This window comes from Mucilaginibacter sp. P1_D10, assembly GCF_056406215.1.
In genome coordinates this window covers 52,472-74,880 of sequence record NZ_JBFUAP010000020.1, presented here as the reverse complement: position 1 = coordinate 74,880, position 22,409 = coordinate 52,472, and the positions used below count along the sequence as shown (strand labels likewise).

Annotated in this window: 24 protein-coding genes; 9 read left to right on the top strand and 15 right to left on the bottom strand. The window is 46.5% G+C overall.

Annotated features, from left to right (window positions below; all coding sequences use genetic code 11):
* Positions 1-529: 529 nt before the first annotated feature.
* The 7 genes from AC1DYT_RS23775 to AC1DYT_RS23745 all read right to left on the bottom strand — a co-directional run bounded on the left by AC1DYT_RS23775 (position 530) and on the right by AC1DYT_RS23745 (position 5,300).
* The gene (locus AC1DYT_RS23775; protein WP_477471988.1) at positions 530-1,285 is read right to left on the bottom strand and encodes a DUF4846 domain-containing protein; all 756 of its coding nucleotides are present in this window, start codon (positions 1,283-1,285) and stop codon (positions 530-532) included.
* Positions 1,282-2,013 (bottom strand): M23 family metallopeptidase, encoded by a 732-nt coding sequence (locus AC1DYT_RS23770; protein WP_477471987.1) that lies wholly within the window; start codon positions 2,011-2,013, stop codon positions 1,282-1,284. Before AC1DYT_RS23770 ends, AC1DYT_RS23775 begins: the two co-directional genes overlap by 4 nt.
* A 386-nt stretch (positions 2,014-2,399) precedes the next feature.
* The gene (locus AC1DYT_RS23765; protein ID WP_477471986.1) at positions 2,400-3,254 is read right to left on the bottom strand and encodes a UDP-2,3-diacylglucosamine diphosphatase; all 855 of its coding nucleotides are present in this window, start codon (positions 3,252-3,254) and stop codon (positions 2,400-2,402) included.
* Between the two features lie 360 nt (positions 3,255-3,614).
* Positions 3,615-4,136 carry a DinB family protein gene (locus AC1DYT_RS23760; protein WP_477471985.1) on the bottom strand — a complete coding sequence of 174 codons (522 nt, stop codon included), beginning with the start codon at positions 4,134-4,136 and terminating at the stop codon, positions 3,615-3,617.
* 4 nt (positions 4,137-4,140) lie between these two features.
* Positions 4,141-4,341 (bottom strand): type II toxin-antitoxin system HicA family toxin, encoded by a 201-nt coding sequence (locus tag AC1DYT_RS23755; RefSeq protein ID WP_477471984.1) that lies wholly within the window; start codon positions 4,339-4,341, stop codon positions 4,141-4,143.
* Between the two features lie 3 nt (positions 4,342-4,344).
* On the bottom strand, positions 4,345-4,572 hold the full coding sequence (locus AC1DYT_RS23750; protein ID WP_477471983.1) for a type II toxin-antitoxin system HicB family antitoxin: 228 nt from the start codon (positions 4,570-4,572) through the stop codon (positions 4,345-4,347).
* 20 nt (positions 4,573-4,592) lie between these two features.
* Positions 4,593-5,300 (bottom strand): YjjG family noncanonical pyrimidine nucleotidase, encoded by a 708-nt coding sequence (locus AC1DYT_RS23745; RefSeq protein ID WP_477471982.1) that lies wholly within the window; start codon positions 5,298-5,300, stop codon positions 4,593-4,595.
* Positions 5,301-5,407: 107 nt separating this feature from the next.
* Between AC1DYT_RS23745 and AC1DYT_RS23740 the strand changes: the two genes are divergently transcribed.
* Together AC1DYT_RS23740 and AC1DYT_RS23735 are read left to right on the top strand one after the other, a co-directional pair.
* The gene (locus AC1DYT_RS23740) at positions 5,408-5,785 is read left to right on the top strand and encodes a hypothetical protein (protein WP_477471981.1); all 378 of its coding nucleotides are present in this window, start codon (positions 5,408-5,410) and stop codon (positions 5,783-5,785) included.
* Positions 5,786-5,806: 21 nt separating this feature from the next.
* On the top strand, positions 5,807-6,166 hold the full coding sequence (locus tag AC1DYT_RS23735; RefSeq protein ID WP_477471980.1) for a hypothetical protein: 360 nt from the start codon (positions 5,807-5,809) through the stop codon (positions 6,164-6,166).
* Between the two features lie 176 nt (positions 6,167-6,342).
* Here AC1DYT_RS23735 and AC1DYT_RS23730 read toward each other — a convergent pair whose 3' ends face one another.
* The 3 genes from AC1DYT_RS23730 to AC1DYT_RS23720 form a co-directional block, all read right to left on the bottom strand.
* Positions 6,343-6,723 (bottom strand): hypothetical protein, encoded by a 381-nt coding sequence (locus tag AC1DYT_RS23730; RefSeq protein WP_477471979.1) that lies wholly within the window; start codon positions 6,721-6,723, stop codon positions 6,343-6,345.
* 119 nt (positions 6,724-6,842) lie between these two features.
* Positions 6,843-7,487, bottom strand: a complete 645-nt coding sequence (gene upp / locus AC1DYT_RS23725; RefSeq protein WP_477471978.1) for a uracil phosphoribosyltransferase — start codon at positions 7,485-7,487, stop codon at positions 6,843-6,845.
* A 41-nt stretch (positions 7,488-7,528) separates the two neighbouring features.
* A complete protein-coding gene (locus AC1DYT_RS23720) occupies positions 7,529-8,176 on the bottom strand; it encodes a hypothetical protein (protein WP_477471977.1) in 648 nt (215 codons plus the stop codon).
* A 271-nt stretch (positions 8,177-8,447) separates the two neighbouring features.
* Between AC1DYT_RS23720 and uvrB the strand changes: the two genes are divergently transcribed.
* The 4 genes from uvrB (at position 8,448) to AC1DYT_RS23700 (ending at position 13,898) form a co-directional block, all read left to right on the top strand.
* Positions 8,448-10,475, top strand: a complete 2,028-nt coding sequence (uvrB, locus tag AC1DYT_RS23715) for an excinuclease ABC subunit UvrB (protein WP_477471976.1) — start codon at positions 8,448-8,450, stop codon at positions 10,473-10,475.
* Between the two features lie 191 nt (positions 10,476-10,666).
* Entirely contained in the window at positions 10,667-10,930 is a 264-nt protein-coding gene (locus AC1DYT_RS23710; protein WP_477457620.1) for a DUF4834 family protein, read from the top strand.
* A gap of 4 nt (positions 10,931-10,934) precedes the next feature.
* The gene (locus AC1DYT_RS23705) at positions 10,935-11,231 is read left to right on the top strand and encodes a hypothetical protein (protein ID WP_477471975.1); all 297 of its coding nucleotides are present in this window, start codon (positions 10,935-10,937) and stop codon (positions 11,229-11,231) included.
* Between the two features lie 90 nt (positions 11,232-11,321).
* Positions 11,322-13,898 carry a YfhO family protein gene (locus AC1DYT_RS23700; RefSeq protein ID WP_477471974.1) on the top strand — a complete coding sequence of 859 codons (2,577 nt, stop codon included), beginning with the start codon at positions 11,322-11,324 and terminating at the stop codon, positions 13,896-13,898.
* Positions 13,899-13,990: 92 nt separating this feature from the next.
* Here the strand turns inward: AC1DYT_RS23700 and AC1DYT_RS23695 are convergent, their stop codons facing one another.
* From AC1DYT_RS23695 to AC1DYT_RS23680, 4 genes are all read right to left on the bottom strand, one after another.
* Positions 13,991-14,665, bottom strand: a complete 675-nt coding sequence (locus AC1DYT_RS23695; protein WP_477471973.1) for a hypothetical protein — start codon at positions 14,663-14,665, stop codon at positions 13,991-13,993.
* Between the two features lie 57 nt (positions 14,666-14,722).
* Positions 14,723-15,409, bottom strand: a complete 687-nt coding sequence (locus AC1DYT_RS23690; protein WP_477471972.1) for a hypothetical protein — start codon at positions 15,407-15,409, stop codon at positions 14,723-14,725.
* A gap of 319 nt (positions 15,410-15,728) precedes the next feature.
* On the bottom strand, positions 15,729-16,391 hold the full coding sequence (locus AC1DYT_RS23685) for a hypothetical protein (protein ID WP_477471971.1): 663 nt from the start codon (positions 16,389-16,391) through the stop codon (positions 15,729-15,731).
* A 266-nt stretch (positions 16,392-16,657) separates the two neighbouring features.
* Complete coding sequence (locus AC1DYT_RS23680) at positions 16,658-17,986, bottom strand: APC family permease (protein WP_477471970.1); 1,329 nt, start codon at positions 17,984-17,986, stop codon at positions 16,658-16,660.
* A gap of 574 nt (positions 17,987-18,560) precedes the next feature.
* Here AC1DYT_RS23680 and AC1DYT_RS23675 point away from each other — a divergent pair.
* Positions 18,561-19,295 carry an acyl-CoA desaturase gene (locus AC1DYT_RS23675; protein WP_477471969.1) on the top strand — a complete coding sequence of 245 codons (735 nt, stop codon included), beginning with the start codon at positions 18,561-18,563 and terminating at the stop codon, positions 19,293-19,295.
* 202 nt (positions 19,296-19,497) lie between these two features.
* Positions 19,498-20,754 (top strand): pyridoxal phosphate-dependent aminotransferase, encoded by a 1,257-nt coding sequence (locus AC1DYT_RS23670; protein WP_477471968.1) that lies wholly within the window; start codon positions 19,498-19,500, stop codon positions 20,752-20,754.
* Between the two features lie 173 nt (positions 20,755-20,927).
* On the opposite strand, the gene AC1DYT_RS23665 is transcribed toward AC1DYT_RS23670, so the two are convergent.
* On the bottom strand, positions 20,928-21,644 hold the full coding sequence (locus AC1DYT_RS23665) for a hypothetical protein (RefSeq protein ID WP_477471967.1): 717 nt from the start codon (positions 21,642-21,644) through the stop codon (positions 20,928-20,930).
* Positions 21,645-21,698: 54 nt separating this feature from the next.
* Between AC1DYT_RS23665 and AC1DYT_RS23660 the strand changes: the two genes are divergently transcribed.
* Entirely contained in the window at positions 21,699-22,406 is a 708-nt protein-coding gene (locus AC1DYT_RS23660) for an SAM-dependent methyltransferase (protein WP_477471966.1), read from the top strand.
* Positions 22,407-22,409: the final 3 nt, after the last annotated feature.

Sequence of the window (22,409 nt, the reverse complement as noted above, 5' to 3'; positions counted from 1 at the left end):
CACGATTTAAGCGTACCGGCCTTTATCGGCGGTAGTTGTACGCCCGGGGTTGCTTGAGTAATAGGGTAAAGCGTTCATTTGATGCAGGTTTTTGTCTACGGGCTTTGCGTTACGCTTACGCAACAAACGGTTACGCCGGCGCTTTAAAACATATCGCGAACCCCAGTGATCGAAACTGCCGGATATTGCCATTATACCGCCTATTATAAATGCAACTATTATCAAAACAATAAATAAATGAAGGGCGTTTGAAAAGAAGTTGTGCATAGTTAAATTATTAGTTATCGTCCTTAAGGCAATAGCCGTGCCTGCTTTGGCAACAGCGGGTCGAAAAGCATATTTTTATAGGTATGCTATAGCAGGGCGAATTGAATTACGCCGGCGACTGTGGCTGCAAGTTACCATGCCAATCTTTCAAAAACATGTACTGATATTACTACAAAACATGAGCGATGTCACATTTTCGGCAGCATCACCAGGCGATGACAATGCCGGAGCGGCCTTCAGCGTCGGATACATAAACCAAGCCTCAGAATCTTTTCAGGTATTTCAGGTCTACCAGGTCGCCGTAGGGGATGTTGGCAGTTTGCCCAAGAGAGAACCATGGGGTATCATTTTGAAGCACCTGTATGTTTTGGGCGGGCATAAAGCTTTGCGCCAGCAGGAATATTTTTTTGTGCGATGCATCCTCGGCCATATCCACAACAATAAAGCAATGCCCCGGCGAGCCGCCGCGGATAAATACATCGCCCACCTGCAACCCGGCGGCAGTTGCTACGGGCTTCAACTCCTTTTGCAGGGATAGCGTGCCGGCGTAACTGAACACAAGCGTCATATACCGCATAAAGCTGGCATAGCTGTAATCTTTTTTGCTCTTGAGTATCCAGCGATCATTACTGTAGCGGTAGCCGTTTGCATAGTGCTCAAAATCGCATTTAAAGCCGCTGGTGAAATTAAAGCTGATGGCATGGTAATCCTGTTTCTTGTAAAGGTATTCGGCGCGTAAACGCATTACGGCATCGGCGCATTGCTGCAGGTCCTGGCTGCCGATGCTGATAGCTACAACGGCGGCGGTGTAAGGGTCGGTAGCGGCTATGGCACCTTTATAGGTTTTGGTATGCGTACCGGACGGGAGCAAAGGCAGGCTTTGCAGATATGCTCCAAAACTGCCGGGTGTGGCCGCCACGCGCTGGTAACCCGAAGGGGTTTTAAAACGGGCGCTTATGTTATCTGCAGGGGTAAAGCCCATGCAGGCCAGTATGGCAATAGCGATAAGGTATTTCATTTTGTGGTGGCTGCTTTTAATTGGCTAAAACTATTGAAAGGCACGGGGATATTATCCACCAGTTTAAAGGTCGAGAAATGCAGGTGCGTTGGCGAACGTTTTTTGTAGGCGTTGAAGCCCGTACGGCCAACCTCGGCAATTTTTTCCCCCTGGGTTACGTACTGGCCAGGTTGTACAAAAATCTGGCGGTTGTGGGCGTAGTAAGAAAAGTAGGCATGCTGTTTCTCTCGCGGGGGATGGTATATCCAGATGTAACGGCCGCCACGCATGTTGCCGGCTGTATCCCATTGGTTGGTGCAGGCTATAACTACACCATCGTCCACCGCCAATACATTTACAGGCTGGAGGGTGCGGTCATCCAGGCAATCCTGGTTTTTATCGTTGATGAAGATATCGTGAGCCGGATGCGCGCCATGTTTGTTGCCATCTATATAGTTAAAGCCTTTATCGTTGTAGCCATTGCCGTTGGTGCCGCCTGCTGCGCGGTAGTTGTAACCCTCCAGTGGGAATACCCATTGCGTGTTTGTAGCAGACCGGGGAGCGTTGTAATTGCTGTTTACCTGTTTGATGAAATTGCCGATAACCCGCTGCGCCTCCTGCTTTTTTACGTGCCCTTTTAGTACTTCGTTGTTAAAGGTGTTGAAATCTTTGTACTTAGTGGTATCTGTTTGTGCTAAGGCCGGAAGGAAGGAAATGAGGGTGGCAAAGGCCGTTAGGATGCTTTTCATAATGGTGATTAAATTTAGGGGGAATTGAGGGAAGAAGCAAGTGGAGATGGAATCTTTTGGACTTTCTGAACTCGAATTTTTCGCGTTACTTTGTTTTAGGTGCTCAAGAGGGCTTCGCCGGTTTAAGGAATTAAGGAAATTAACAGAATTACAAGCCAATGTTATATCCTGTAAATTCTAAAAATTCGTTGAATTCGAGTTCAGAAAAATGCGTTAGGGATGGGCGCGGATACCGGCCTGTGGCTAATGCCTGTGCAGTATGAGCAAACAGCCCGGCCGCAGGCAACGCCATTGTTAAACTAATGGGAGGAGGTTCTAAGTTAGCAATAAGTCGACATCAAAAAAAACCCTTTAATCGTATAAATCGGCTTAATCCCGGTTGTGTCTTATTCCGCTTCCTGTTTAAAACGTTCCAATAGCTTGTTTACGTCCAGTTTGGCATCGAGGTCTTCGGCATCGGTGAGGTCTTCTTCGTCGTTATCGGTGTGGAAGGCTTCGGGGGTGTAGGTGAATATTTTCCACTCTTTATCGTGATATTCTAAAGCGGTGAGGCTTTCTACCCAGTCGCCACTATTGAGGTATAGCACGCTGCCGGTTCCTTCGGTAGATTGTACCTCGCGTATTTCGGCGTGGTGTATGTGGCCGCAAATTACGTAGCTGTATTCTTTCTGCACGGCCAGGTCTGCCGCAGTTTGCTCAAAGGCGTTGATGAATTTTACGGCATCCTTGAATTTTGCCTTCACCTTTTGTGAGAAGCTCATTTTTTGGCGGCCCATTGCGGTGAGCAACCAGTTGGTGAGGCTATTGATGAGGATAAGGGTATCGTACCCAACGGCACCCAGTTTGGCCAGCCATTTGGAGTGCTGCATGGTAACGTCGAAAACGTCGCCATGGAATATCCAGGCTTTTTTACCGTCGATATTCAGAACTATTTTATTGAGGAGCTGGAAAGTGCCGAGGTCGAAATCGGTAAACTTGCGCAGCATTTCGTCGTGATTGCCGGTAAGATAATAAACGGGAATGCCTTCGGTAACGAATTTGAGGATACGGCGCACCACTTTCATGTGCGCCTCGGGCCAGTACGATTTGCTGAATTGCCAGATATCTATGATGTCGCCGTTGAGGATAAGCATCTTGGGTTTGATGCTTTTAAGGTACTTCAGCAATTCTTTGGCGTGGCAACCGTAGGTGCCTAAATGCACATCAGAAATTATAACGATGTCAACTTCTCTTTTTGCCATTAATATTGGGGGGCTATTATGCAAGCCGGTAAATTATACCGGTATAAAACAGAGCGGTTGCTTTTATGCAGGCGCTTATTCGTCGTCCTCGTCTTCATTAACACTTAGTTCGTAAGGGCTCAGGTAAAATGCGCCAAGCAAAACCAGCAATCCTATTACAAACAGATAGGTAAACTCAAAATTCATCTTTCCTTATTTTTACAAATGTCCTATTATCAAATAATTATAGTGTTAAGACTATGTTAAATGTAAAAGGTTTCAATGCGGATAGAATTATTTTTTTTCCACATATGGGCCGGTTTGGTTGATAACTATCCGGCGGATGACTCATAGGCTATCAAAGGGATTAAACATCAGCCCTTACATCGACTTTTTGATACGTTCCAATTGTTTTAAGTGATGCTGCAAATGCACACGGATAAACCTAAACCATTGCGCGGCATTAAGCATGCCCAGGCGGGGGTGTTCCCAACGGGCGTGGGCTGGCGCATCGGGCACAAGCGCGGCGGTGCTTTCTATCCGCTTGCGCACTTTTATGATGAGATTTTTGGCTTCTTCTATATCTATTTTCTTCGGGGCCATTTTGGCGGCTACCGAGTCGGGCACCTTTACTTTGCTAAACGGGAACCTGCCGGTAAGCATCAAATAATACCCCCACAGGTTCATACCCTTTTTGGTGGGCGGACAATTGTTGTGCGTGCAGCGTTCTAAAGCAATAGAAGAACCCAGGCTGGCCTTGAGGATATGATCGTACACCTCTGATAAACTCCAGCCGCCGATGGATGGCGTAGCGGCAAATGCCTCGCCGGAAAAGGAGTCCAGTTGTTCGCGGTAGCTATCTAATGCAGCCTCAATGGCGCGGCGCTCTTTGGCTATGTTCATAACATTAATCTTTTAAATCGATACCTGCCTGTTTAAGAATGCCATGTAGTGTGCCTTTTTTAAGGTCTTTGGAATGCATAGGTACCACGGTTCTTTTTCCGGTGTTCCGATTCACAAAAATCTGATGGCTGCCGCTTATTCTGTTTAGTTCAAACCCGTTTGCTATTAGAATTGCGATGATTTCTTTTGGGGTATAGGACTTCATGAATTATGAAGCAAGTGTCAAGGAATATTCGAGGTTATTATTGTCGTCGGGGATTGGTTCACCATCAGCCTCTAAGCTTTCAATATATAAACCGATAGCTTCTTTAGCCATTGCAATAGCCTCATCGACTGTTTCGCCTTGCGTAAAACATCCTGGCAAAGCAGGCACGGAAACACTAAACCCTCCTTCGTCTTCAGGAGTTAGCAATATGCGATAAGTGCGTTGTTTCATATTCAAATTTACGATATATATTACAACATTAAAGTCAACTCTTTTAAATGGCTTATCTGCAAGGGTACATCCGCCGGTTTCTCCAGGTTGTAAGGGTTAAAATAAATGGCATCCATACCGAAACCCAGGGCTCCGCGTATATCGGCTTCTATGCTGTCGCCAATCATCAGGCTTTCGTGTTTGGTAGTGCCGGCCAAATCGACCGCATGCTGAAATATGAGCGGATCGGGTTTGTTAACGCCTACCACTTCGGATATGATAATATTTTGGAAGTATTTAACTAAATCCGTCCCGTTCACCTTTAGATTGGTAGAATCTTTAAACCCGTTGGAGATCAGGTGTAGCGTGTATTTGCTTTGCAAATACGCCAGCGTTTCGTGCGCATGCGGGAACAGCTTGGTTTTGGTAGGGCAAAGGATTACGTAAGCATCCTCAAAGTCGGCGGGCATCAGATTGGGGTGGAGGCCAAGCTCGGTGAAGGTGCTTTTGAAACGGGCATCGCGCAGCTCATCTTTGGTTATCTCGCCCAGGTGGTATTGCGCCCACAGGCGGTGGTTGTGGCGGGTGTAAGTTTCGATGAACAGGTCGGCAGAGTGTAGCCCGATGTCCTTTAAGTTATAGGTGCCATAAAGCTCGTGCAGGGTTTCTTCTGCGTTTTTGTCAAAATCCCAGATGGTGTGGTCGAGGTCGAAGAAAATGTGGGTGTATTTGGTGGCAGATATGGGCATGAGGCAAAAGTAGAAAGAATTTTGCGCAACCATGCAAATCGTATCATGGGGGAAAGTTCGCGCAGCAAAATTTAACCGTTCGAAAAAAGAAATACTTACCTTTAACCATGCAAGCCGCCCGCCGCGTGTATAAACTCCAATTAGCCCAACCCACACCATGGGCGGGCATTGAAGCCTTTTACCAGGATTTGCTTGCTAATGGATGGGCATTAATGCCAATGGTGGATTTGATAAGGCACATCACCGGCACAAAACTGCACGAGCGCCTGTTTGCTTATACTTCATTAGATACGCTGGCCATTAGCATCTACAACCCCATCGAATTTGGACGGGAAACCTTGCGCATAAAATTCAACGGCGATTTACAGCAATGGCATTTTGCTTACTTGCCTAAACCACTCGAATCTGCGGAATTTGAAAGAACCTACGCTGCGGATAAAGGCATCGAGAAATTCGACAACTTTATCCGCATGATGAAATGGTAGGGTTAAACCTTATCTTGTGCTATGAACGCCAGGCAAAAGCCGCCATCAAAATTTAATTACAAACGATTTATAGGTATCATCATTATTTTGATGGCCATTTCGGGCGGGGCTTTCTACGTGTTCGATTATACCTACTTCTACATCGAAGTTCACGGTGCAACGAACGAGTTTTTCTGCGTGATTAGCGCCTTTATTTTCTCGGCAACGGCTTATCCATTTTATCTTATACCCGCGCTTGAGGCAATGGCCTATCCCTGGGGCGTGTTATTAGGGATATTTACAGGAAGTGTTATCAATGGGTTGCTGATAGAATTTATCCTGATGAAATATCATGGATACAAAATGAAGGATAGCGGGCAAAAAAGAAACAAGGACACTTAGTGTTTTAACTTTTCCGTATTTACCGAAGCAAATGTTTGTCGATAACAAGTCTAAAATCCTAATTCGTAAATCCTCACGCCTTCACCCCAAATGCCAAATCTCCCGCATCACCTCATCCCGGTACTATATAGTTCTTGCTGGTCATTTCTTCATTTAGGCTGCAATCCCAATAATCCTCACTCTTTCGCCCAATCGCGTTTATCTAATTTGCTTGTATCAACAGCTGTTTCAATTTTAAACCAATGCGTTAGCGGCCTGTGCAGCACAACCTCATAATCGTCAGGCTCAGTACCGCCACCAAGTGCTCCTAAATCCAAATAGCGGCGAACTATCCTTACTTCGGGATTGGCCTTGCTTTTATAAAACGTTCCTGCTTCTGTCCAGATGGCCATAAACCTGCTTAAGACAAACAGCGCTGCTGTAATCAACCCAAAGAAAAGAAATGTGAAACTTAAAATTTTGGTGATCAAATAGTGTGTGGTCCTGCCAAAATATTTCAGCATTTCAAACACCGACGAAAACATCAGCGCAAAATAAACGCACAGGTAAAATGTCAACCTGGGCGACTGATCCACAAAATAAATGGGGATAAACTGGAATATAGTTAAGGTTGCTGTACAGTAAATCAACAGCCACAGGCTCAAATTTATTTTAGTAAAAATTGCTGGTAGTTGCATTATACCTTCTCCCCAAAGGCCAAATCCCCGGCATCGCCCAGCCCCGGTACTATGTAACTCTTACTAGTCATTTCTTCATCTACAGCGCATGTCCAAATTTTTGCTTTGGGCAGGTTGGCGCGTACATGGGTGATGCCTTCTGTGCTGGCAATAACGGCCGCTATGTGCAGCTCGGCAATATCGTATTGGGCCATCAGTTCTTTGCATACATTTACCACGCTTTGGCCGGTGGCCAGCATGGTATCAATCATAATTAAAACCTTGCCATCAAGATTGGGGTTGCTGATATGGTCTACCTGTATGGTGAAGCTGCCCGTTTTTTTGGTTTTGCGGCAGGCGGTTATAAAGGCCGAATCTGATTGTTCGAAAAAATCCATAAAGCCCTGGTGGAAGGGCAGCCCGGCACGTAGTATAGTTGCTAATACAGGCTGTTGCGTAGGTATATTAATAGGGGCGATGCCTAAAGGCGTTTGCACATCATGGCTTTCGTATTTAAGGGTTTTGCTGATTTCGTATGCCAGTATAGCGCCCAGTTTTTGCTGGCTGCGGCGGAAACGGGCGCGGTCCTGTTGTGTGGTAACATCGCGCATATCGGCCAAAAATACGTTGGCTATGCTGTCGGTTTTATTGAGGATGAAAGTCATGTTTTAGATGTGAGATGTGAGACAAAAGTGGAACAAAGGTTTTACGGTAACATTGGTTCAAAACTATGGTAGTAAGTATGCTGTTCCCAGGGAAAGATAGCCATGATGCTGTCACGCGATTGGAATTCCTGAATGTTATAATCATACTCATATTCTAACCCGTATTTACAATAAACCTCGTATGACGTATTGGTTTCTTCCTCGTAATAAAAGGTAAGCGCCGAGGAAGGATCGCTTCCGGTTGGGAAAATAATTGGGTCGCCCCAAAACTGTTTCACTTTTGCCACATAAGAATTTGTTTCGGGGTCAAACAAGCACGAGGCAATTTCCCGTCTTAAAGTATCAAAAGCAACTTTGCCTTTCTTTTTTATTTTTCCTTTATAAATTGTTTGATAGTCCCATAATGTGTCGTGCTGTGCGTTTTCAATCCTGTTATAATAAAAGGTCCAGTTTTTACCTTTGCCTTGGGTAGCAGCGATTGCTTCACTTAGTGTTTCATTTTTAGACACGTAATAATAACCACCCCATTGGACCACTTTGTCTTCAATCTTGCTAAAATCCCAAGACTCCGTAAGCTTCAATTCCTCGTCTTCGTAAACGTGTTTACAATAGCTCTCAAGCAAATGGAGTTTCTCAACAGGGACGACGCTTTTATTATAATCACTGGTATAGATAATATTTATGCTCATAGGTTCACCAAGATTTGAGACAGGATGCTGCCGCCTTAAATCTTTTTAAAGGTTGCTAAATTGATGGATAATAGCAATCAATCCTTAAATAATTTCGTTTACTAAAAAGCTGCTGCCATAGGGTTGTCATTAACAGGGCGTAGTTTTGTGTTATTCATTCAAGATGCTGTCCTATTTTTAAACTATTGTGGAAGCTAATCTCAAATCTCATATCTAACATCTCATATCTAATAAATCATATCTAACATCTCAAATCTATACCTTTGTATAAATGGATTTTAAAATAACTTCTCAGTACGTACCCACCGGCGACCAGCCAACCGCCATTAAACAATTGGTGGAAGGCGTTAACAACGGCGACCCATGCCAAACCCTTTTGGGAGTTACGGGCTCGGGCAAAACGTTTACCATTGCCAACGTAATTGAGCAAACCCAAAAGCCTACGCTGATACTTAGCCACAACAAAACCCTGGCGGCGCAGCTGTATGGCGAGTTCAAGCAGTTCTTTCCGGATAACGCGGTGAATTATTTCGTGTCCTATTACGATTATTACCAGCCCGAGGCGTTCATCCCCTCATCCAATACCTATATAGAAAAAGACCTCCAGATAAACGAGGAGATTGAGAAACTGCGCCTGCGCACCACCTCGGCACTGATGAGCGGCCGCAGGGATGTGATTGTGGTATCGTCCATATCCTGCATTTATGGTATGGGTAACCCCGAGGATTTTGCAGCTTCGGTATTTAATTTTGCGGTGGGCACCCGCATCAGCCGGAACGCCTTTTTGCACCGCCTGGTAGAGATACTATACGCCCGTACAACTGCTGATTTTAAACGCGGAACTTTCCGCGTAAAAGGCGATACGGTAGATATCTTTCCGCCGTATATGGATCATGCTTACCGGGTATCCTTCTTTGGCGACGACATTGAGGAACTCAGCGCATTTGATATCACCACCGGCAAAACCATTGAAAAGATGACGCATATGGTGGTTTACCCCGCCAACCTGTACGTTGCGCCGCGCGAACGTTTCCAGCAATCTATCTGGGCCATACAGGAAGAACTGGAAGCCCGCAAGAAACAGTTTATAGATGATGGCCGCTTTATTGAAGCCAAACGGCTGGAAGAAAGGGTTAATTACGACCTGGAGATGATACGCGAGCTGGGCTATTGCAGCGGTATAGAAAACTACTCCCGTTTTTTTGACGGCCGCGCACCGGGGATGCGCCCATTCTGTTTGCTGGATTATTTCCCGGAGGATTACCTGATGGTGATTGACGAGAGCCACGTAACCGTTCCGCAGATACGTGCTATGTACGGCGGGGATAGGAGCAGGAAGATATCATTGGTCGATTATGGTTTCCGTTTGCCTGCGGCGATGGACAACCGCCCGCTAAACTTCCAGGAATTTGAGCGTTTGGCGCCGCAAACCATTTATGTAAGCGCCACCCCGGCAGATTTCGAACTGGAAAAATCGGGTGGCGTAGTGGTAGAGCAAGTGATACGCCCAACAGGCTTGCTGGATCCGTTGATCGATATCCGCCCGGTAATAAACCAGGTGGATGATTTGCTTGACGAGGTTGACAAAACCATCAAAATGGGCGACCGCATTTTGGTAACCACCCTTACCAAACGTATGGCCGAAGAACTGGCCAAGTATATGGACAGGCTGGGCATCAAATGCCGCTACATCCACTCAGAAGTGAAAACCCTGGAGCGCGTAGAGATATTGCGCGGCCTGCGCCTTGGCGAATTTGATGTGCTGATAGGCATCAACCTGCTGCGTGAAGGGCTGGATTTGCCCGAGGTATCCTTAGTAGCTATTCTGGATGCAGATAAGGAAGGCTTTTTAAGGTCGGAACGGTCGCTGATACAAACCATTGGCCGCGCCGCGCGTAACGACCGTGGCCGGGTGATTATGTACGCCGATAAGATAACCGACTCGATGGCGATTACCATGTCTGAAACCAGCCGCCGCCGCGAACTGCAGATGAAATACAACGAGGCACACGGCATCGTGCCGAGGACGGTGGGCAAAACCAAAGAAGAAATCATGGAGCAAACCTCCGTGGTAGACTTTAAAGGCGGCGTGCAACAGGCTTATGTAGAAAACGACATGATAACCCTTGCCGCCGACCCGATAGTACAATACATGACCAAACCCGACCTGAAAAAATCGATAGAGAACACCCGCAAAGACATGGTTGCCGCCGCCAAGAATATGGACTTTCTGCTGGCTGCCAAACTGCGCGATGAAATGTTTGCATTGGAAAAGATGATGGAGGAGAAGTTCTCTTAGATGTGCAGATTTCAGATATGCGGATTTCAGATGAAAGGTAGGCAGATGACAGATGTGCAGGTACTATTTTGCATAGTTATCATTCTTAAATTATCTGCACATCTGAAATCTGCTCACCTGCACATCGAATAAACTATCCAAACAATTTTTACGTTATACTACTTATATTTGTAAGCCAAAAAACAAAAGAGATGTTCCGTTACCTCATTATAATCATTTGCATCCTGTATATTGTTCAATACATTTTTAAACTGTTATTGCCTGCGATATTTAGGGGTTTAATCAATAACGTGCAGCAGAATGCCCAGCAAAATGCTCAGCAGCGGTATCAACAAAATTATCAGCAGCCCAAGCAGCCGGAGGGGCGCGTAAAGGTTGACTATATCCCCGAAGGCAATAAGCAGAAACTGCCCGATACCGAAGGCGAATTTGTAGATTACGAAGAAATTAAATAGGATTATGCTGCCCGAGAACCTGTACAAACGTAGGCGAAGCCATGATAATACCCCGCCGCAATTGCTGCTTATCGTAACCAACTGCATTGTGTTGGCGGTGCTGGTATCGCTGTTTGCCACCTGCGACAGGATAAACAACTTCTTTTGGGGAGCCTTGGCCGTGCTTGCCCTTTATAATGCCTACACCATCCGCCGCAACCGCGAGTTATATAACCGCTTAAACACAATTGTTTACGTTGCCAGCATTATTGGGATGCTAGTGGTGTTTTATTTCATCAATAAGCAGCCCCATAACTGTTAATTAACATTCTTTACCTAAACTTATCATTCCTATTGTCATTCAAATTCCTATTTTTGGAAATTGTTATAAATGTCCCTTTAAATAATTTAGATGAACAACTGGTTTAAACGTAACGGCATACACCTGGCCGTTATCGGAATTTTTTTAGCTATATGCTTTTTTTACCTTACGCCTGCATTCCAGGGTAAAACATTGGGGCAGAGCGACGTAATAGGCGCACAAAGCACCCAAAAAGAGATAAACGATTACCGCGCCAGGGATACCACCATCCTCTGGACCAACCAGATATTCGGCGGGATGCCCGCTTTCCAGATATGGGCACCGTACCCCAACAATATTACTACGCATGTGGTATCGGCCATAAAAGCCACATTCCCCAACCCGGTAGATACTGTGCTGATATTATTGCTGGGGACATACTTCCTATTCATCGTCCTCAAGTTGAATCCCTGGCTGGCGGCCACGGGTGCCATTGCGTTCACTTTTACCAGTTATAATATGATACTGCTGGTGGCGGGGCACTCTAATCAGGCCTTCGCCATTGCATTTTTTGCACCGCTTTTGGCAAGCATCATTTTAACCCTTAGGGGGAATTACATAGGTGGCGCAGCGCTTACGGCGTTCTTCCTGGCCATGGAAGTGCGGTCTAACCACGTACAGATGACCTATTACCTGATGCTGGCCTTGTTCATACTCATTGGCATCGAACTGTTCCACGCCATTAAAGGTAAAACTACCGCTAAGTTTTTCAAAGCCATGGGCTTTTTGGCCATAGCAATGGCGCTTGGTGTGGGGGTAAACGCCTCTATTTTATGGAGTACTGCCGATTACGGCACCGAAACCATCCGCGGTAAATCGAACCTGAAATCGACCGACAAGGAGGCAGGCGACGGCCTTGACAGGAACTATGCCTATCAATACAGCCAGGGCGTTGAAGAGTCGGTTTCGTTTTTGGTGCCTAACGCTGCAGGTGGCGGCTCGGGCTCGGCAGTTATCGATCAAAACTCGGGCGTTGCCAAATTATTCATAGCAAAAGGCGCTTCTGAAGAGCAGGCGGTTAATTATGCAGGGCAGATAACCGGATCGGGGCAGTTCCCTGGCCTTGGCATATACTGGGGACCAAAAAGGCCATCAACCTATGGGCCGTACTATTTCGGCGCGGCCATTTGTTTCTTATTCGTATTAGGCCTCATCGTTGTGCGTAGCAGGTTAAAATGGTGGTTGCTGGGCACGGTTGTGCTAACCATGTTGTTATCCTTCGGCGGCACCTTCCCTTACGTGTCTGATATCTTCTTTAAATATTTCCCGCTTTATAACAAGTTCCGCGCTACCGAATCTATCCTGGCCGTAACGGGCCTATGTTTCCCTATGCTGGCACTACTGGCCATAAAGGAATTTATGGATAACCCCGATAAAGCCGATCTGTTCAAGAAATTGAAGATAGCCTTTTATATCGTGGGCGGCTTAACATTGGTATTGGCGGTATATCCACAGGCGATCCTCAGCTTTAAGGCGGCGGATCAAACCGAATCGGTAGCCAGGCTTGCTTACGCTCTTAAGGGAGATAATGCCACAGCCAATGCCATTTCCGACGCAGTTGTGAAAGATCGCGCCAGCATAGAGCAAAGCGATGCGTGGCGCTCGCTTATTTTTGTAGTGCTTGCATTTGGCTTATTATGGGCTTTTGTAAAGCAGAAGGTAAACGCTATTGTTTTATCTATAGCGTTTTTAGCGCTTGTATTGGTTGACCTTTGGCAGGTAGATAAACGTTACCTTAAAGAGGCTAATTTTCAAGATAAAATAGAAGCAGCGCAAGCCCTGCAGCCAAGACAGCAGATAGACGAAAATATCATGAAGGATAAGGACCCCGATTACAGGGTGTTTGATAAAAGCGCTGCGTTGCTTTATGATATGTTCAACCCCTTCTTCCATAAGTCGGTAAGTGGTTATTCTGCTGCGCGCCTCAAAAGATTCCAGGAGTTGGTAGATAAACAATTCCCTACCAGTAGCGCCACCGGTGAGATCATAGCTAACCAGGACGTGTTGGATATGCTGAACACCAAGTACATTATAGAGGCCGATCCTAAAACCGGCAGCACGGGCTATAAACGCCAGTCTACCGCTTGTGGCCATGCCTGGTTCGTAAGCAGCGTGAAATATGTAAAAAATGCCGATGAAGAGATGCAGGCTATCAGCAGCTTTTCGCCAAAAGATGAGGCGATGGTTGATATGCAATACAAACCGGTTGCCGAGGCCAGGCCGCTTGCAGGCGATACTGCCGCAAGAATAGACCTGGTGAAATACTCGCCCGACCATATGATTTATAAGAGCACATCGGCTACCAACCAGGTAGCGGTGTTCTCTGAGATATATTACAACAAAGGCTGGAAGATGCTGATAGATGGTGCCGAGCAGCCGTATTTCAGGGCCGATTATTTGTTGCGCGCCGCCAACATCCCGGTAGGTAATCACACCGTCGAATTCGTTTTCCACCCGGCATCTTATTACACCGGCGAAACCATATCGTTGGCAAGCTCGATATTATTGGTGCTGGCCCTGGCCGGTGCCCTTTTTGCTGAGATAAAAAGAAAAAGAAACGAACCGACCCCTGCCCCGGTTGCGGTTGCTAAAGCTGAAGCTAAGCCTCAGGCAAAGAAAACCAAATAGAATACGCAGTTTATAAAATACAAAAAGAGCGATGGAGTTTATCCATCGCTCTTTTTGTTTGGCAACCAAAGTTACCTGTACCAACCAGGCAACTATTTGATACTAAAATCTATAATGCGTTCTTTGCCAATTTCGGTGCCGAAGGCCTCGGTGTCGATTTCTATCAGACCTACACCTTTGGCCACAAAAAAATGATAAGTGCCGTAGCTTTCAAAACCGCTGCCAAGCAGATCGTACTCAAGGTCTATCTGTGTGTTTATAACATCGGTAAAGGTATGGCCGCCTATGGTTTTGCTTACGCCTTTTTCTATTACCTTGCCGGTAAGTCTGCCGGGTACGCCGTTAACCAGGCCATTATCGGTCGGCCTGGCTGTCCAGGTGTGGCCCACTGCGGTAGTATCGTTAAGAAACTGGAAATCTAAGGTCAGGCCGGCCACAATGGTGTTGGCCCTTAGCACTGCAATGTGGTTGCCGTAATAATATAGCCCGGCTGTGCTACCGTGAGCTTTTGATGTGCTGGTAATGTTATGGTATAGTTTGCCGTTTACGGTGGTGGTTTCGCCGGTTACCCTTATGGTAACGGTATCCGGTGCCATGCCCGATATTACGTTGTTGTACGTCCAGTAGGAGCCCGAGGTCAGGGGCATATAGCTGTCGGATTTAGTGCCGCCGCTGCTGTCGCTGGTTTCTATTTCGGGTGCATCAAGCTTGCAGCTTTGGGTAAACAAAGCAGCTATGGCAATAAGGAGTAGGGCTTGCTTTTTCATATAGCTAAATATAGGTATAATTATTTAGCTGTGAGTTAATTACTGGTGCAAGGGACGCTATTTTATGATAATTTCGTTGCTTTTGATATCGTATGCATATAGCGATACACGACCCAGGTCGGTACCATCCGCTGTTACCGCATCGGTTTCTATTACGCCAACGCCCATTTGCAAATAATAATCATAGGTAGCAAAGGTTTGGAAACCGCTGCCATTATCTTTTTGCAGCAACATTTTGGTGTGGGTTACCCGTGGAAAGGTAATCCCGTTTACCACTTTGGTGGCGTTGGTTTCTATCACCGTGCCTACAAGCCTTGCGGGCACGCCGTTCAGTAAACCGCTGTCGGTTATTTTAGCTGTCCATGTGCCGCCTTTTGGTATGGTGTCGTTAAAATATTGCGTATTAATGTTGTCATTATACTCGTTGTAAAACAATCTTATCTGGATAGTATGTTTATCCACATAAACGTATCCGTTGCCCCCGGCTTTTTTGCCGATGCTAAAAATGGTATGGTAAAGGCTATCGTTTATGATGGGTTGTTCGCCGGTAACCGTCAATACGGATGAATCCGGTTCGAAACCTTCTTTAGTTGTAACATATTTCCAGAAAGTGCCGGTGCCTAAAGGCTGGAAACTGGCCGACCAATCTTCTTTGGGCGGGGGGCCGTAAATAGGCGGATCCAATTTGCAGGCCTGGACAAATATTGCAATGAGTGCAAAAAATATAAGTACGTGTTTCTTCATTTCTTATTGTAATAATACGCAATATTGCTGGTTTCGGTTCTCTCTTATCTTAATATCGTTACAGGCTGCGCAAAGATACCAATACAAAACAAATGCCCAACCCATTTTATGCATGGATTGGGCATTAAATAGTCCAAAAAAAACTACGGATTTATATTAATAATGATAGTTTTTGGGGACAGGCCTTAACGGAGCATTTTAGCTATGCGTTTGTTGTTCATAGGGTGCAGGGCAGATACCCATTCCAATGCGCGCGCATCGGAATGAGTAAGGTAGCTTTTTTCGCTCCGTGCCAGCCTGTTGGCTGGGCGTTATGCCCCTATTTGATGTTGTAGTTTATTAGCTCCGATTTGCTCAACTGGGTGCCATCGTAGCTTGTATAAACCGCTATTACGCCAATGTTTTTTGCCACATAGAAATCGAAGGTAAAAACGGTGGCAAAAGCGCCGCCTATTTTGCTTTGTAGTTCCAACTTAGAGTGGATAACGTTGTTGTAAGTTTTCCCCAGGATGGTTTTGTTGATTCCCCTTTCAAGAACGGTGCCTTTTATTTGCGATTCGGGCGCATCTGCAACTACTACCGGCACTGTCCAGGTACCGTTCACGGCAAGTTCGTCGTTCAGGTAAGGTAGTTCCAGTGCCATGTCGGCTTCTGTATTGAAACTGTAATTGTAGTAAACGTGGTTGGCGAAGTTGAAATAGGTGCTTTCGGTTTCTCCACCTGTTGCAGAAGTTAGCTTATAAAACGTTTTGCCGTTATAAACTTTGGTAGCTGCCGTCATGGTGTTTACGGTAGTATCTACTTCGGCCTCGGAGGCACCGCCTATGGCAGCGGTCTCGTTACGGTAGCTCCAGGTAGAGCCGGTGGTGAAGGGCTGGTAAGCGCCTGTTTCGTTGGGCGCGGGGTTGTTAGCATTGTCTTTTTTGCAGGCGCTGAACAATATAGTGCTTATTGCTAACAAGGATAGGATGTACTTTTTCATGGTCGTAAAAAAACTTTGGCCTTTGGCCAATTTGTAAATTGTGAATAGATGTATTTTATCAAGATGCTACGCCGTATGGGCCCTATACTTTGTAATATTATGATTACCATGACGGGGAGCAGGGTGTATGTGTTACACCAAATCTGTGTTTTTTGCGAAATGTGAAGGGCCGCTTTTCGGGCAGCGCATTATTATCGCGTGCGAAAAAGGATAGCGTCGTTTGCTTATGTCTGTTGCCGATGGGGAAGTATATCCGGAGCAGATAACTATCTATGCCGCCTGAAATGCGGTTTCCGCCAGCACACTACCTGCCAAAATAACTCTGCTGTGCTAAGCACTGCAATGGCAAAAAGCGCAGCTTTTACGCCGCCGCCTTCGGATGCGAAGGCCCCTGCAAGCGCGATAAAATATACGCCGAATGGCAGCAGCGCGGCCACACAAAGCCCTGCTGTGCTTAAGGGTATGCGGAAAGGGCGTTTGGTATCAGGCTCGGTAATGCGCAGACGGATAAGCGAGATATACTCCAGCGAGAGGCCCGCGCCGTAAACGGTTACATCAATAATGAGCAGCTCGGCCAGGGGCCATAGTATCATGACGCTTACCACCAGCGAGCAAAGGATGATAGAGACATACGGCGTGCGGAACCGCGAATGCAACATATTTAGCTGCCTAGGCAACAAGCCATCGGCCGCCATAGCTTTCGGCACGCGTGATACCGAAAGCAGTACCGCTGCATAGATGCCCAATGAACTGGCCATGCCGCCCGCCGCCAAAATTGCACCGAGCCAATGCCCGCCTACAAGCTGCCCCAGGGCAGGGAAACCCTTGTCAAAAAACAGCTGATGGCCAATGCCCGATTGTATGGCTACTGCTACCGCGAAGAAGTAAACCACCATTACCAGCGCAAAGGCGATAAAAGTAGCCCTGAGGTAAGAGCGCACGGGTTTCTCCACTTCTTCGGCATAGGTGGTGATGTTGTCCCAGCCCAGGCAATTCCACATGACGAAATAAAGCGACATGCCGAAGGATGGGAACGATAGCCCATGCAGGTCTTGATGCGGTATGGCCAGGCTACTGCCATGCTTGTAAATGGCCATCACAAACAAAACGATAAGCGGCGACAATACCGCCGCGCCCAGGAACAAGGCCACCCGGCCCACGGGCACTATCCCCAGTATATTGAGTCCTGCCGATGCCCATATGATGCAGAGGCAAACGGGTATGCGGTACGCTGCTATCCCCGGGAAAAAGAAGGATGCATAAATCACGAAGAGTCCGGGGTATATGGCCAGGTCTACAAAGGTGTAGATCCAGGTCCACCAGCCTTCGTAAAAGCCCCAGCGGGTACCCAGCGCATGCTTAACCCATTTGTAGTAGCCGCCGGTAACGGGCATCATGCTGTTGAGCTCTATCACGGTGAAAATGGCAGGCACATCCCAAAGCAGCGGCGTCACCAGCAATATCAGGATAGCAGCATGGTTGCCTGCATAGGCCAGTAATTGCTCCAACCCGTAGGGCCCGCCGGATACGGTGAAGAATATCAACGCAACCAGTTGATAGGGTTTTATCTTTCGGTTTAAGGCGGGTTGCTGCATGAGCTATAAAAATATCATAAAATAGCGATTTGTGAAATATCAGGTGGGTTTTGCCCGCTCAGTACGCATTTTCAAGCAAAGTGTTCCACTTTGCGCGAGTGGAACACTTGTTTTTTAATTAGCATTGATTATCAGCGCTTTACTTAATTGTGTGGAACGCTTTGGAACACCCCGCTTGTTGAGGTAACCTGTGCAATGCTGTCATTTACACCTACTTAAACAAAACAGACGAGACGAGCGGAACACTTTTTAAAACAAAAGTGGGACACCTAATGTAAACCATAAGCCGGACTAACCGCTTCTTGTAGATACAAAGCCATAAGGTCGATTGTGGAGTTTGTCTGAGATTCTTTGCGACTTCGCGGCTTGCGCGAAACAAACATCACTGCTCTCGTGGGCTATTGCGCTCTTTGTAGGAGTCCTTCGGGCAAGAGGGGAGGAATCGCACAACCTCCCGCGAACATTATTCTTAAAGGGGCTTCCTGCAATTTATCCGGTTTTTAAAACCAAATCGCTTTTAAATCGTATATTTGTAATGATTATAAATAATACCACCATAATTAAATAGACTGCTGTGATAATACTCATCTTCTTTATTGCCCACTGGTTTTTATCCCTGTTCTTCCAAACGTTTTTCCTGCATAGATACGCTTCGCACAAAATGTTTACTACAAATAAATTTTTTGAACGGACTTTTTACATCATGACTTACGTTTTCCAGGGCTCATCGTTTTTAAACCCAAGGGCTTATGCCATTATGCACCGCGAGCACCATGCATACAGCGATACCGAGAAAGACCCGCATTCACCGCACTTTTTTACCGACGTTTTTCAGATGATGTGGCATACCGTGTTAAGCTACCGCGACCATATCAAACGTTTAAAAGAACCGGAGGAACGCTTTAAAGGCAACTACCCCGAATGGAAATTCCTGGATTATATTGGTTCGTCTATCGTATCGCGCCTTATTTTCGGCGGTTTATACGTGGCTTTCTACGTGCAGTTTGCAACTGCCTGGTGGATGTTCCTGCTGATCCCTATCCACTTCATGATGGGCCCAATCCACGGCGCTATCGTAAACTGGTGCGGCCACAAATACGGTTATGCTAACTTCGATAACAACGATAAATCAAAAAACACCACGCCTTTCGACTTTTTTATGTTGGGCGAGTTGTTCCAGAATAACCACCATAAACGTCCAAACAATGCAAACTTCGGCGCCAAATGGTTCGAGATAGACCCGGTTTACCCGGTAATGAAACTGATGCACTGGGCCAGGATTATCAGGCTTCGAAAGGCATACTTGTAACAGAAGCAAGAAATTAGATACAAGAATCAAGAAAGACGGGAATCGAAAGATATCCCGTCTTTTGCTTTTTGGTGAAGTTTAGTTATTTCGTGCTCCCTATGCTTGCAGTACTGTTTCTTAATATCTTGATTCCTGGCTCTTGCTATCTTGCTTCTTTCTGCGGCTGTCTTTTATCTTCCGCCGAAAACCTATATTTGCCCTCATGAAAGTATCGGTATTAGCGCAAAATTTAAGCGGCTCTGAAATTATTAAGATAGCAGGCGAAATAAATGAGTTGAAAAAACAGGGGCAGAACATCGCAAACCTCACCATCGGCGATTTCGACTCGAACATTTACCCTATACCTACCGAACTGAAAGAGGGCATTATTGATGCCTATAACCACAACCAAACCAACTATCCCCCGGCAGATGGGATGCTTAGCCTGCGCGAAAGCGTTGCGGGTTTCCTGAAAAGCCGCCTGGGTTTGGCCTACGCGCCCAATGAAATATTGATTTCGGGCGGTTCGCGCCCATTGATATACTCCACTTACCTGGCTTTGATCGATCCGGGCGACTGGGTGGTTTTCCCGGCACCATCGTGGAACAATAACCACTACTGCGACCTTACCGGTGCGGAGCCCATCATCGTGAACACGCGTGCCGAAAATAACTTTATGCCTACGGCAGATGAATTGCGCCCGCATATCAAAGGTGCAACACTGCTGGCCCTGTGCTCGCCTTTGAACCCAACCGGTACCATGTTCAGCAAGAAGGACCTGGAGGAGATATGCGATCTGGTGATCGAAGAAAACAAAAGCCGCCCCGCAGGCCAAAAACCTTTGTATTTATTATACGACCAGATATACTCGCAATTAACCTTTGGCGAATACAAACATTACGATCCGGTAACCCTTCGCCCCGAATTGAGGGATTATACCATATTTGTAGATGGCGGCTCTAAATGCTTTGCCGCAACCGGAGTGCGTGTAGGCTGGGGCTTTGGCCCGGCAGCAATCATCAACCACATGAAAGCCATCGTTGGCCACATGGGGGCATGGTCGCCCAAGGCAGAGCAGGTTGCCATGGCCGAATATTTAAAAAACGAACCTGTTGTTGATACCTTCCTGGATAAATTAAAGGCCGACATACAAGCCAGCCTGAGTACCCTGCACGTGGGTTTCCAGGCGTTAAAAGCCGAAGGCTTCGCTATAGATTCCATTGTGCCGATGGGGGCAATATACCTCACCGTTAAAGTTGATTACATAGGCAAAACCACGCCTGATGGCAAAGTATTGGCCAATTCTGCCGACGTGAACTTTTACCTGATAAAAGAAGCAGGCGTAGCGTTAGTGCCATTCTCAGCATTCGGTACGGATGATGTGAATCCATGGTTCAGGGTATCTGTGGGGGCAAGTACCCTGCAAGAGGTAGAAGATTTATTGCCGAGGGTGAAAGCGGCGTTGAGCAAGCTTAGCTAACAGCCGATTAAGTGCCTGATGAGATTTGACAACTTTTTAAAAGTTGTCAAATCTCAATAACCACATCGTCATTGCGAGGCACGAAGCAATCTCTACGCAGGACAATCCGCTATGCAAGTCGCTCTTCTAATCGGGAGATTGCTTCGTGCCTCGCAATGACGATGGGGGCTCGCCTACGCAGCACTCGAAATAAACTTCGCCAAACTCCTTTTCGCCACGGGCAATAAAGTTTGCTCCAGCGGGAATGCAATATCGCTTTGCACATAATACACGGCCGGGTTGGGCAGGTGCTTGCGGCGGCGAATCAGATCGAGCTTGATATTTTCCGGTGTGTTCACGATGCCTTGCTCATAGGTTTCTACAAACTGCACATTAATGCCACGGAATTTATCATCCTTATGCTCAAAAATAGTTACCTGGTATTCGTAAATATAATTGGTGCATTCCTTGCCGTTTCGCAGGCTAAAATACCCATGGTAAGGCATTAAGGGCACCAGGCCGATAGGGTCGATAACGAGACGGCTTTCCACAAAATCATAAATTTCTTTACCCGTTTGTATAGCAGGGTTCATTTTGGCAAGCGCGTAATAAATAATGCTTTCAATTTCGGCCATCGAGTTATCATCCTGCACTATTTTTTGGTAAGTAAGCTTCACGGCATCTATATCTGCCTTGGTAAGGCGCTGCGGAAAAGTTTGCTGTAAGGCGGTTTTGTTGTTCCTGAAATCGAGCAGGTTGTTGTAGTGGAATATCAGATCGCTCAGGTTTGGGTATAAACGGCTTTTATCAAAATGGCGGTTTATCTCCTGCAAATAATCCAGCAAAATGTATTTTTTATGCTCAAAATCTATCGAGCCTTCTACGAACCAGTTGATGCCTAATGATTTCATACGTTTACCAATTTACGATTAGCTTAAATTAAATAAAAAACGTCAATTTGCAGCATGCAATCAGGAACGCTTTTTTTAATACCCGTACCCCTCGCCGATGGTGCTGCTGCAAAATCGCACACGCCGTACCTCGTCGACACCATAAATGCCGTAAAAGAATACATCGTAGAGAACGAAAAAACCGCCCGCCGCTTTTTAAAAGAAGCCGGTTTAAAAACCCCGCAAAGCGAGCTGTTGATACACGATTATGGCAAGCATAACCGCGACAGTGGCCTAAAGGAGTTCTTTACCGGTTTGATGGCAGGCAACGACGTTGGTTTAATGAGTGAGGCAGGCTGCCCCGGCATTGCCGATCCCGGTGCCGACATCGTAGCCGAAGCGCACCGCAAAGGCATTAAGGTAGTGCCTTTGGTAGGTCCCAGCTCTATATTGCTGGCGCTGATGGCCTCGGGTTTCAACGGGCAAAGCTTCACCTTCCACGGTTATATCCCTATTGATAAAGTAGAACGCGCCAAAAAAATAAAGGAGATGGAGGTGTTGGCCGATAAGAAGCAAACGCAGATATTTATTGAAACGCCCTTCCGCAACGATAGTATGCTGGAAGATGTGCTTAAACACAGCAAGCCGCAAACCAGGCTTTGCATTGCCTGCGATATTACGGCCTCCACCGAATTCATCAAAACCCTTACCATTGCCGACTGGAAAAAACAAGTACCCGACTTGCGCAAGCGGCCGGCTATCTTTTTGTTGTTCCACGCCTGATAA